Origin of the sequence: Allobacillus salarius (assembly GCF_007559425.1) — a bacterium.
Lineage (GTDB): Bacteria > Bacillota > Bacilli > Bacillales > Alkalibacillaceae > Allobacillus > Allobacillus salarius.
Genome location: NZ_VMHE01000004.1, coordinates 13,213 through 24,809 on the forward strand (window position 1 = coordinate 13,213; position 11,597 = coordinate 24,809).

The window sequence follows — 11,597 nt, forward strand, 5'->3', positions numbered from 1 at the left end:
TCTATTAAAAAATATAATGGTAGAAAAAAGGCCAACAAAATAAATTGTTGGCCCTTCCTTCACCATTAGTTGTGATAGTCACTTCCGAAGAAGCTCTTGAAAGAATGAATAGTAGCTTCGCGGTTCACAGCTGCGATAGAAGTAGTCAAAGGAATACCTTTTGGACAAACTTTTACGCAGTTTTGTGAGTTCCCACAATCTTGAAGTCCGCCTTCTGTCAACAATGCATCCATGCGTTCAGCTTTGTGCATTTCGCCTGTTGGATGAGCATTGAATAAACGAACTTGAGATAATGGAGCAGGCCCAATGAAATCATTGCGATCATTCACATTTGGACAAGCTTCTAAGCAAACACCACAAGTCATACATTTTGACAATTCATATGCCCATTGACGTTTACTTTCAGCCATTCGTGGCCCTGGTCCTAGATCATATGTGCCATCGATTGGTACCCATGCTTTAACCTTTTTCAACGAGTCAAACATACGGCTACGGTCGACTGCTAAGTCACGAACAACTGGAAATGTCGTCATTGGTTCCAACTTGATTGGTTGCTCCAATTGATCGACAAGTGCTGTACAAGATTGTTGTGGTTTTCCGTTAATCACCATGGAACAAGCGCCACAAACTTCTTCTAAACAACCCATTTCCCAAAATACAGGTGTTGTATTCTCGCCTTTTGCGTTAACAGGGTTTCTTCTGATTTCCATCAAAGCTGAAATCACGTTCATGTTTTCACGATATGGAACCGCGAATTCTTCTTCGTACGGCTTACCATCTGGATCATCTTGACGTGTAATGATAAATTTTATCATTTTATTTTCTTCCGCCATTTTGATTTACCCCCTCTTCCATTTTGTAATCCGTTCTAGTTTAAGATTTTGAATAGTCACGTTTACGTGGCTTAATGTATGAAACATCAATTTCTTCATAAGAAAATTCTGGGGCATTCGTTTCTGGATTATAAGTAGCTTTAGTCGTCTTCAACCATTCTTCGTCATTACGATCAGGGAATTCTGGTTTATAGTGTGCTCCACGACTTTCGTTACGGTTATACGCTCCAATAGTGATTACACGTGCTAATTGTAACATATGATCCAACTGACGGATAAACATTGCTGTTTGGTTACTCCAACGACTTGTATCATTGATGTTAATGTTTTTAGCACGTTCCATCAACTCTTGAATCTTCTTATCTGTTTCAAGTAGCTTGTCATTTTCACGAACAACAGTTACATTAGCTGTCATCCACTCACCAAGTTCACGGTGAATGTCATATGCATTTTCTGTACCTGTCGTCATGTTCATGATATTTTCAAAATGATCTTGCTCTTCTTTTAACTTCGCATCAAATAACTGAGAGCTCTGATCTGTTGCCAATGAATCCAATCCGTTGATGTAATCAACTGCGTTTGGTCCAGCAACCATACCACCATAGATACATGAAAGTAAGGAGTTTGCACCTAAGCGGTTCGCACCGTGAATTGTAAAGTCACATTCACCAGCTGCAAATATACCAGGGATATTCGTCATTTGATCATCGCTTACCCATAGTCCACCCATTGAATAGTGAACAGCTGGGAAAATCTTCATAGGTACTTTACGAGGGTCTTCACCAACGAATTTCTCGTAAATTTCTATAATTCCACCTAACTTAACATCTAGCTCTTTCGGATCTTTATGTGATAAATCAAGGTAAACCATGTTCTCGCCATTGATTCCAAGTTTTTGGTTTACGCAAACATCAAAGATTTCGCGTGTCGCAATATCACGTGGAACCAAGTTACCATATGCAGGGTATTTCTCTTCAAGGAAATACCATGGTTTTCCGTCTTTATATGTCCAGACACGACCACCTTCACCACGAGCTGATTCACTCATTAAGCGAAGCTTGTCGTCTCCTGGAATTGCTGTCGGGTGAATTTGGATAAACTCACCGTTTGCATAATGTGCACCATGTAAGTATAAGCTAGTTGCGGCTGAACCAGTGTTAATGACAGAGTTTGTGGACTTACCAAAGATAATTCCAGGTCCCCCTGTTGCCATAATGGTAGCATCCGCTTTGAAAACTTTAATTTCGTGGGACTGAATGTTTTGAGCGACAATTCCTCTTGAAACACCATTCTCATCAATTACTGGTGACAAGAAGTCCCATCCTTCATATTTTGTCACGAGTCCGTTGACTTCGTGTCGACGAACTTGCTCATCTAATGCATACATTAATTGTTGACCTGTCGTTGCACCGGCATAAGCTGTACGGTGATGCTGTGTTCCACCGAAACGACGGAAATCCAACAAACCTTCTGGCGTACGGTTAAACATAACGCCCATACGGTCCATCATATGTATGATGCTTGGTGCTGCTTCACACATATCTTTAACCGGTTTTTGGTTTGCCAAGAAGTCTCCTCCATAAACTGTATCGTCAAAGTGAATTGCTGGAGAATCCCCTTCACCTTTTGTGTCTACTGCACCGTTGATACCGCCTTGCGCACAAACAGAGTGGGAGCGTTTTACTGGAACAAGCGAAATCAAATCGACATGTACGCCTGCTTCAGCAGCTTTAATTGTAGCCATAAGGCCAGCTAAACCACCGCCAACAATAACGATATTTTTATTACTCATTGTGTTTGTTTCACTCCCTTATTATTGAACAGTTTTACGTGTTATGAAGCAAATGCGATTAGTGACGCAATTCCCATATAACCGAAAACGACAAATACGACGAGAACGACGTATGTCATAATCTTTTGGGATCTTGGTGTGATGATCAATCCCCAAGTAACAAAGAAAGACCATAATCCATTCGCAAAGTGGAATACTGCTGAAAGGACACCAATTACATAGAACCAGAACATGAACGGTGATGATAAGATGCTTGCCATCATATCAAAGTTCACTTCAGTACCATAAATTGCGTTTGCTAAGCGTGTTTCCCAAACGTGCCATCCGATAAAAATAAGTGTAATGATTCCTGTAAGTCGTTGAAGCATGAACATCCAGTTACGGAACCATCCATACCTTCCTAGATTCATCTCAGATACAAAAGCGATATATACCCCATAAATTCCGTGGAAAAGAATCGGGATATAAATTAGCCCAAATTCCAAGACGATCCGAAGTGGCAAATTTTCCATAAAACCAGCAGCTGTATTAAAAGCTTCTTCACTATACGTGGAGAAGTGGTTGACTACCAAGTGCTGCATTAAAAATAAGCCAATTGGAATGACACCTAGCAATGAATGCAATCTACGCAAATTATATTCGCGTTTTTCCTGATCCGCCATGTGTTACCCCCCTCATCTGATGAAAAATTGTTTTGAAAGAGTTTTCATACGACTCCCTAATAAAGTTACATGACAAGTTCAATTGTACTTCTAGGATGAAAAAGCGTCAAGAAAACTTGTCATTATTTTGACAAGTAACGACAACTTAATTGCTCTCTTCTTCCAATTCCAATTCCATGTTCTCTTGCTGAATATAATAATGACGAATATTTTCAGCAATATGATCGGGGATTCCAAGCTTTGTAAACGCTTCTTTTTCAGCTTGTTTAATTTTATCAATAGAGCCAAAATGCTGTAACAACATTCGTTTTCTCTTCGGTCCAATGCCTTCTATTTCATCTAGGCTAGACTGAGTCGCTGATTTCCCTCTTAAGTTACGATGGAAAGTAATCGCAAAACGGTGAACTTCATCTTGGATGCGCTGAATCAAGTAAAACGGTTGTTCATTTCGTTTGAGAGGTACTGGTTCAGGTGGATTCCCGTATAGTAATTCACTCGTTTTATGCTTTTCGTTTTTCGCAATTCCACATAAAGGGATGCTCAGACCCAATTCGTCTTCGAGGACGTCTAAAGCAGCTGACATTTGCCCTTTTCCACCGTCTACCAAGATGAGGTCTGGAAGCGGTAATTTATCTTTCAACACCCGTGTATACCTTCTCCGTATGACTTCTCGCATCGTTTCATAGTCATCAGGTTTTTCGACTGTTTTTACTTTGTATTTACGATAATCACTTTTTTTCGGTCGCCCATCTATAAATGTAACCATTGCAGAGACAGGATCTGTTCCTTGAATATTCGAGTTATCAAACGCTTCAATTCGATGTGGCGTTTCAATATTCAAGTATTCACCTAACTCTTCAACAGCTTTGATTGTCCGATTTTCATCTTGCTCGATTAAAGAAAATTTCTCTTGCAATGCAATTTGCGCATTTTCCATAGCTAAATCTGCAAGCTTTTTCTTCTGACCTCTAAATGGTGTCTTTGCACGGACATCTAAATATTCACCAATCAATTCAGCATCCGTTCCGATTGGAAGATAGATTTCTTTCGGTTTTATATGATTTGAATGGGAGTAAAACCGTGCAATATAACTAGTAAATGCTTCATCTGGATCTGTATAAAACGGAAATAAAGAAACATCACGTTCGATCAACTTTCCTTGGCGAATAAAGAATACTTGGATACACATCCAACCTTTATCGTATGCATAGCCAAAAACGTCTCTTTCCGTTAAGTCACCTAACTGCATCGTCTGCTTTTCCATGACAGATTCAATGTGATCAATTAAATCACGATACTCCTTCGCTTTTTCGAAGTCAAGGTTTTCAGAGAATGCATGCATTTTTTCCTTCAGTTCTTGTTTGATCTCTTTATGCCCACCATTCAAGAATGTAGTGATCTTTTGAACTATTTCTTGATTGGTTTCTTTACTAACCGGCAATTCACATGGTCCTAAGCATTGATTGATGTGATAGTACAAACAAACTTTTTTGGGCATGACATTACATTTCCGTAGTGGATAGAGTCGGTCTAAAAGTTTTTTGGTTTCTCTTGCTGCATAAACATTTGTATAGGGACCAAAATATTTACCTTTATCCTTCTTCACTTTGCGCGTAACGATCAATCGAGGGTGTTTTTCATGTGTAATTTTCAAAAATGGATATGACTTGTCATCTTTTAGCATGACGTTATACTTCGGGTCATACTTTTTCACTAAGTTCATCTCTAGAATCAGTGCTTCCATTTCAGATGATGTAACGATATATTCAAAGTCGACGATTTCATTCACAAGCCGTTGCGTCTTCAAATCGTGTGCACCGGTAAAATACGAACGTACACGATTTTTAAGAAGTTTGGATTTTCCTACGTAAATGACTTCATCTTTATTGTTTTTCATTAAGTAGCATCCCGGCTTATCTGGAAGGACGGCTAACTTTTCTTGAATATTTTTACGCATATATGTACACCTCGATAAGTTTATCTGTTCCTAGAGGAAGCATGTTAAAAAAGGCAAGAGCTAACTCAATGAGTCAGCCCTTACCCTATGATTTATGCATTTTTTGTAACGAAATCTTTTAAAGCATCTTTTGGTTGGTAACCATGTGCTTGATCGACTTGCTCACCGTCTTTAAATAGAATCAACGTTGGAATACTCATGACTCCAAATTTTTGAGCTGTTTCTTGGTTTTCATCAACATCTAGTTTGACGATTTTTACCTCATCTCCCATTTCGGAATCTAACTCTTCCAATACAGGAGCGATCATTTTACATGGACCACACCAAGTAGCCCAAAAGTCTACTAGCACAGTACCTTCAGATACTTCTTCGTTAAATGTTTGATCAGTTGCATTTACGATAGCCATTTTCTATTCCTCCTAACATTTCAAATTCAAATTAAGTATATCATGGCGCTATTCATTACTTCCAATACTTTGTTTATAAGTCATCTGTGTGCATAGGTACACGGTTAAAAGTGTTTGTTTCTATTGAGAATAAGTAAATGAAATCTAATTGGGAGAGTCGCCTGAACAGGGCGGCTGCAGTGCTTTGTCGGGCGGCTGGGGGCGCTGTGTCGGGTGGCTCGAACCCTGCGTCGGGTGGCTCGACGCGTTTGTCGGGCGGCTGGTACCTTTTGTCGGGCGGCCCGAACCCTGCGTCGGGTGGCTGGTACCTTTTGTCGGGCGGCTGGAGTGTACGTTACGACAAAGATTCGTTTTTCCATCAAAAGAAAACCGACTATATTCCCCTAGAGGAAATAGCCGGTTCAGATTTGTACGATATTAACCTTTTAGCGCTTTAATTTCTTCTGTCAATGCTGGTACGACTTCGAATAAATCTCCGACAATACCGTAGTCAGCAACGTTGAAGATATTTGCTTCAGGATCTTTGTTAATCGCAACAATAACTTTTGAGTTAGACATTCCTGCTAAGTGTTGGATTGCACCTGAAATACCGACTGCGATGTAAAGATCAGGTGTTACAACCTTACCTGTTTGTCCAATCTGTAATGAGTAGTCACAGTAGCCAGCATCTGCCGCTCCACGGGAAGCACCTACTGCTCCGCCTAAAGCATCTGCTAATTCATATAAAGGATCGAATCCTTCTGCGCTTTTCACTCCACGTCCGCCTGCAACAATAATGTTCGCCTCGGATAAGTCAACACCTTCAGAAGCTTTACGGATGACTTCTTTAATGACCGTACGAAGGTTTTGAACATCAACTTCTACTTTTTGAACATCCCCTGAGCGAGAATCATCTTTTTCAAGCGGTGCAATGTTGTTTGGACGAATGGTAATGAATGTCTTACCATTTGTAATGACTTTCTTTTCGAACGCTTTACCCGAATAGATTGGTCGAACGAACTGTACATCATCACCACTTCCTTCGATTTGCGTGACGTCAGAAATCAATCCACTGTCCAATTTACTTGCGATTCTTGGTGACAAGTCTTTTCCTTCAGATGTGTGCCCCATAACAATGCCGTCTGGATCTTCTTGCTCAATGACAGCCATTGCTGCTTGAACATATCCATCAGAAGTATAGTTTTTCAAGTTTTCATGCTGAACGACAACCGCTCGGTCCGCACCATATTGAATTAATTCTTGTCCAAGAGATTCAAGATCCCCTTCGCCTAAAACGGCTGCTACAACTTCACTATTTTCATCGATTTGTCGAGCTGCTGCAATATTTTCAAACGATACGTTACGCAACTCTCCGTCTCGAACTTCACTAATTACTAAATATTTCCCCATTGCTATTCTCCTTTCTGCACCTGTTGATTAAAGTACTTTTGCTTCAGTTTTTAATAAAGATATAAGCTCTTTTACTTGCTCGTCTGTTTCTCCTTCTAACACTTTTCCTGCTTCTTTTTCAGGTGGAAGGAAAACTTCGACAGTTTTAGTTGCCGCTTCAACATCATCTTCATCTAAATCAAGATCGTCGATTTCAAGTTCTTCTAATGGTTTTTTCTTCGCTTTCATAATTCCTGGTAAAGATGGGTAACGTGGTTCGTTCAAGCCTTGTTGGCAAGTAACGAGTAGTGGTAATGATGTTTCCACTTTTTCAACGTCACCTTCTACGTCCTTGTCAATTTTCACCGTATCTCCATCGATTTCAAGCGATGTAATCGTCGTCACATAAGGAATATCTAGCTTAGCAGCTAGTCGTGGACCTACTTGGCCACTCGCTTCATCAATCGCAACGTTACCAGCTAGGATAAGATCGACTTCTTTGTCTTCGAAGTAAGCTTCCAAGATTCTTGTAGTCGTGACTTGGTCGCCTTCTTCAATGTCATCTTCTGTATTAATAAGAACAGCTTTGTCTGCTCCCATCGCTAGCGCTGTACGTAACTGTGACTCAGAATCTTCGTCACCGATCGTTACAACAGTCACTTCACCACCGTGTTCATCACGGACTTTAATTGCTTCTTCAATGGCATACTCATCGTATGGGTTAATGATAAACTCAGCACCATCTGTATCGATTTTCCCACCATTGATTTGAATTTTTTCTTCTGTATCAAATGTTTTTTTCATAAGAACATAAATGTTCATTGGATTACCTCCTTCATTCTACTGGTCTTTGAAATTTGGTTTTCTCTTTTCGATGAAAGCTTGGATACCTTCTTTGGCATCTTCATTGCCAAACACTTTGCCAAACTCTTCTGCTTCTCGTTTTACACCTTCTTTAAACTGAGAAGTCTGAGTGAATGGTACTAACTTCATAACAGCATTGATCGAAGGACCGCTTTTTGCCGCGAATTTTTTTGCTAGATTCATAGAAAATTCTTCTAATGAATCTTCATCCACTGCATGATTTGCGAGGCCTAATGCTGCAGCTTCTTCGCCAGAGATTGGCTCGCCAGTCAAAATCATTTCATAAGCTTTTGCCATACCTACATGTTGTGGCAAACGTTGTGTTCCTGCAAAGCCTGGTATAATGCCAAGATTCAGCTCTGGCAATCCGAGTTTAGCACTCTTGGTGACAATACGAACATGGCAAGACATCGCCAGTTCGAGACCGCCTCCCAAGGCAGCTCCGTGGATGGATGCAATGACCGGAATTTTAAATTTTTCAATTCTCCGGAATAGATTTTGACCTTGGCTAGAAAGCTCCTCGTAATCGTCGGCATTTTGTAAGGATGTAAATTCTTTAATGTCTGCACCGGCTGAGAAAAACTTGCCTTCGCCTTGAATGACTACTGTTTTAATGTTGCTGTCATTTTCGATGTCATCCAGCGCAGTCGCTAAATCTTTTAAAATCTGTGACGATAATGCATTAGCTGGTGGACTTTGAATGGTAACGGTTGCAATATTTTCTTTTTTCGTTAAAGAGAGTGCATCCATTTACTCAACCCCTTTACGTATGTTTTTTTAAGCCGTTGGAAATAAGAAAATGTACATCCTTTGCCTGCTTTTTCAAATCGTAGCGTTGATCCTGCATCACCCAATTGGTCACTACCTCATCAAGCATACCAAAAATCATCTGTCGAACCAACTTAATATTCAGATGATTGTGGAAGATTTTTTCTTCTACGCCATTTTTGATGATTGAGTCAATAATGTGTAGATAGCCTTTTAGCACATCATTAATTTGTGCGCGCAATCGCTTATCGGATTGTCTTAATTCCAATTGTGTGACGACGGCAAGATGAGGATCTTCCGAAAGCTGTCGAAAATGAGTATCGATTAACGCAAATAATTTTTCATCTGCTCCCTCATCATTTTCGGTCGCTTTACGGATGCGCTCAATAAAGTTACCCATTTTTTCTTGAAATAAAGAAATGAGTAGATCTTCTTTGTTTTTGAAATAAAGATAGATCGTTCCATCGGCTACTCCAGCTTTTTTAGCGATTTTTGATACCTGAGAGCGGTGGTAGCCGTTCTCTGCAATGACTTCCACCGCGGCATCTAAAATTTGATTGTATTTTGGTTTTTCGTTCTTCATAAATTTTGACTCCCTAAAATGAATGAATGGTCATTCATCTTTAATCATATAAATAATTCGTTTTGCTGTCAACTACGATGCGACATTTTCAACCATTTAATTTAATTTTTCTTTTTCCTCATCGACTAACTTACGTCGTAAAATTTTTCCGACAGCTGTTTTAGGTAATTCTGTACGGAATTCGTATAACCGAGGTACTTTGAAGGCGGCGAGGTTTTCACGACAAAATTTATCTAATTCTTTCTCTGAAACATCATATCCATCTTTCAATACAATATACGCTTTAACAGTTTCCCCGCGATAAGGGTCTGGCACTCCAGCCACTACTGTTTCTTGTATCGCTTCATGTTCATAAAGGACCTCTTCTACTTCTCTTGGATAAATATTAAATCCACCTGCAATAATCATATCCTTTTTTCGATCGACGACATAGAAATATCCGTCTTCATCCATTCTACCCATATCACCTGTAAGGAGCCAGCCATCTTTTAAAGTCTTCGCTGTATCCTCTTCCCGATTCCAATAGCCTTTCATAACTTGTGGTCCTTTTACAGCTATTTCTCCGACTTCTCCTACTGGCATTTCTTCCATTGTTTCAGCATTGACAATTTTGGAATCCGTATCTGGCCAAGGTATACCAATAGTTCCTGAACGTCTATTTTCCCAAACTAAATTTGCATGTGTAACAGGAGACGTTTCTGTTAATCCATATCCTTCAACTAATCGACCACCTGTTACCTTTTCGAATCGTTGCTGAACCTCACTCGGTAATGGAGCTGAACCACTAATGCACGCTTCAACTGAAGATAGATCATATTTGTTCAATTTTGGATGATTCAGAAGCCCAATATAAATCGTCGGTGCACCAGGGAACATCGTCGGTCGTTCTTTTTGGATAGTTTTCAACACCGTATCGACATCAAATTTCGGAATCAGTATCATCTTCTGTGCCATCATAATCGATAAGTTCATGACGGTCGTCATTCCATAAACGTGGAAAAACGGTAAAATTCCAAGAATGCTTTCTTTCGCATACTCCGTTTTATATAACCAGTTCGAACACATTTGTGTATTGGATACTAAATTATAGTGCGTCAACATGACACCTTTCGGATAACCAGTCGTTCCACCAGTGTATTGCAACAATGCCAAGTCTTCCTCAGGATCGATTTCGACAGGTGTATAATCCGTAGTGGAATCTTCCATTACTTTTGTCCAGACATGCGTATCGCCTGAATGCTCTGGTTTAACGACCATATTGTATTCACGTTTTTGAATGAACGGATAAATTAAGTTTTTCGGAAATGGTAAATAATCCTTGATACCGGTTACAATAATGTGCTCAATATCTGTTTCTGGCTTTACAGTCGTTGTTCGCGGCAACAAAATATCCAAACAAACGATAAATTTCGCACCAGAGTCCTTCATTTGGTATTCTAATTCGCGCTCCGTGTATAAAGGATTTGTTTGTACAACGGTTGCCCCACCAAGTAATGCACCATAATAAGCGATTACTGCTTGTGGTGTATTCGGAAGCATGATAGCAACTCGATCATCCTTCTCCAACCCTAATGATTGTAAATAGGATGCGAATTTTCTTGCTGAATCGTAAACTTCTTGAAACGATAATTCTGTCCCCATAAAATGAACGGCAATTTTATCAGGAAAACGACTCGCAGATTCTTCCAAATATTCATGAAGTGGTCTTTTGTCGTATTCCATCGATGGTGAAACTTGTTCTGGATAATGTTTAAACCATGGTTTCACTACGTCAACCCCCATAAATGATTCCTCCTTATTTTTCATCTTACCTTTATTATATACATTATTTCCGGAAATTTAAAATAGAATTTAAAATTATCTGACAATAACTGAATAAATATTCAGTAACTCTTCATTATAAAAGTGAAAACCATTTCGGCACATTACCAGTGAAATCGTTATACACTTTTTCATTGGTAAGGGGTACAACGAGATTGATATTTAGCACGTTTCTGAATGCAAAATTCTATGATAATCTAATAAGAGGAAAATTTCGGAAATTAAAAATGTATGTGAAAGTAGGTACTGTTATGTGGATTATATTAGGTCTTATTGCTTTAGTAGCTACACTTACAAATCTTTATATGTATACAGCAGGTAAGGATTATAAATTTGCTATGGCAATTGGATTATCGTTTACAGCATTAACATTATGCGCAGAATACAGCCTTGTAGCTCAATGGGTGAACGTGGAAGATTGGGCTGCTTTATCGGATGTAGTTCCAGGTATGGAAAATGCGTTATGGCTTTTGACGGTTGCTTCGATTTTACTAAATATAAGCCCTATATTTCTGGAACGATTTAAAAAATGACGCCCATAA

The 11,597-nt window shown here is 39.4% G+C and carries 11 protein-coding genes; 1 reads left to right on the forward strand and 10 read right to left on the reverse strand.

From position 1 onward, the window contains the following. Positions 1-65 precede the first annotated feature (65 nt). From sdhB to FPQ13_RS04005, 10 genes are all read right to left on the reverse strand, one after another. Entirely contained in the window at positions 66-833 is a 768-nt protein-coding gene (sdhB, locus tag FPQ13_RS03960; protein ID WP_144088026.1) for a succinate dehydrogenase iron-sulfur subunit, read from the reverse strand. A gap of 40 nt (positions 834-873) precedes the next feature. Next, positions 874-2,625 (reverse strand): succinate dehydrogenase flavoprotein subunit, encoded by a 1,752-nt coding sequence (sdhA, locus tag FPQ13_RS03965; protein WP_144088027.1) that lies wholly within the window; start codon positions 2,623-2,625, stop codon positions 874-876. Between the two features lie 41 nt (positions 2,626-2,666). After that, positions 2,667-3,287, reverse strand: coding sequence for a succinate dehydrogenase cytochrome b558 subunit (locus FPQ13_RS03970; protein WP_144088028.1), 621 nt, complete (start codon positions 3,285-3,287; stop codon positions 2,667-2,669). Positions 3,288-3,432: 145 nt separating this feature from the next. Next, positions 3,433-5,244 (reverse strand): excinuclease ABC subunit UvrC, encoded by a 1,812-nt coding sequence (gene uvrC / locus FPQ13_RS03975; RefSeq protein ID WP_144088029.1) that lies wholly within the window; start codon positions 5,242-5,244, stop codon positions 3,433-3,435. A 92-nt stretch (positions 5,245-5,336) separates the two neighbouring features. Further along, positions 5,337-5,651: a thioredoxin gene (gene trxA, locus FPQ13_RS03980; RefSeq protein WP_144088030.1), complete on the reverse strand. Its 315-nt coding sequence runs from the start codon at positions 5,649-5,651 to the stop codon at positions 5,337-5,339. 417 nt (positions 5,652-6,068) lie between these two features. After that, positions 6,069-7,040 (reverse strand): electron transfer flavoprotein subunit alpha/FixB family protein, encoded by a 972-nt coding sequence (locus FPQ13_RS03985; RefSeq protein WP_144088031.1) that lies wholly within the window; start codon positions 7,038-7,040, stop codon positions 6,069-6,071. 27 nt (positions 7,041-7,067) lie between these two features. After that, positions 7,068-7,841, reverse strand: a complete 774-nt coding sequence (locus FPQ13_RS03990) for an electron transfer flavoprotein subunit beta/FixA family protein (RefSeq protein ID WP_144088032.1) — start codon at positions 7,839-7,841, stop codon at positions 7,068-7,070. Between the two features lie 18 nt (positions 7,842-7,859). Then, positions 7,860-8,633 (reverse strand): enoyl-CoA hydratase, encoded by a 774-nt coding sequence (locus tag FPQ13_RS03995; protein ID WP_144088033.1) that lies wholly within the window; start codon positions 8,631-8,633, stop codon positions 7,860-7,862. A gap of 13 nt (positions 8,634-8,646) precedes the next feature. Further along, positions 8,647-9,234 (reverse strand): fatty acid metabolism transcriptional regulator FadR, encoded by a 588-nt coding sequence (locus FPQ13_RS04000; RefSeq protein WP_144088034.1) that lies wholly within the window; start codon positions 9,232-9,234, stop codon positions 8,647-8,649. Positions 9,235-9,330: 96 nt separating this feature from the next. Continuing rightward, complete coding sequence (locus FPQ13_RS04005; protein ID WP_144088035.1) at positions 9,331-11,016, reverse strand: long-chain-fatty-acid--CoA ligase; 1,686 nt, start codon at positions 11,014-11,016, stop codon at positions 9,331-9,333. 290 nt (positions 11,017-11,306) lie between these two features. On the opposite strand from FPQ13_RS04005, the gene FPQ13_RS04010 reads away from it, so the two are divergent. Then, positions 11,307-11,588, forward strand: a complete 282-nt coding sequence (locus FPQ13_RS04010; RefSeq protein WP_144088150.1) for a hypothetical protein — start codon at positions 11,307-11,309, stop codon at positions 11,586-11,588. Positions 11,589-11,597: the final 9 nt, after the last annotated feature.

Coding starts and splice junctions, on each gene's coding strand:
- trxA (WP_144088030.1), bottom strand. CDS start 5,651: ATGGCTATCGTAAATGCAACTGATCAAACATTTAACGAAGAAGTATCT.
- FPQ13_RS03995 (WP_144088033.1), bottom strand. CDS start 8,633: ATGGATGCACTCTCTTTAACGAAAAAAGAAAATATTGCAACCGTTACC.
- FPQ13_RS03970 (WP_144088028.1), bottom strand. CDS start 3,287: ATGGCGGATCAGGAAAAACGCGAATATAATTTGCGTAGATTGCATTCA.
- FPQ13_RS03985 (WP_144088031.1), bottom strand. CDS start 7,040: ATGGGGAAATATTTAGTAATTAGTGAAGTTCGAGACGGAGAGTTGCGT.
- FPQ13_RS04000 (WP_144088034.1), bottom strand. CDS start 9,234: ATGAAGAACGAAAAACCAAAATACAATCAAATTTTAGATGCCGCGGTG.
- sdhB (WP_144088026.1), bottom strand. CDS start 833: ATGGCGGAAGAAAATAAAATGATAAAATTTATCATTACACGTCAAGAT.
- FPQ13_RS04005 (WP_144088035.1), bottom strand. CDS start 11,016: ATGGGGGTTGACGTAGTGAAACCATGGTTTAAACATTATCCAGAACAA.
- sdhA (WP_144088027.1), bottom strand. CDS start 2,625: ATGAGTAATAAAAATATCGTTATTGTTGGCGGTGGTTTAGCTGGCCTT.
- FPQ13_RS04010 (WP_144088150.1), top strand. CDS start 11,307: ATGTGGATTATATTAGGTCTTATTGCTTTAGTAGCTACACTTACAAAT.
- uvrC (WP_144088029.1), bottom strand. CDS start 5,244: ATGCGTAAAAATATTCAAGAAAAGTTAGCCGTCCTTCCAGATAAGCCG.
- FPQ13_RS03990 (WP_144088032.1), bottom strand. CDS start 7,841: ATGAACATTTATGTTCTTATGAAAAAAACATTTGATACAGAAGAAAAA.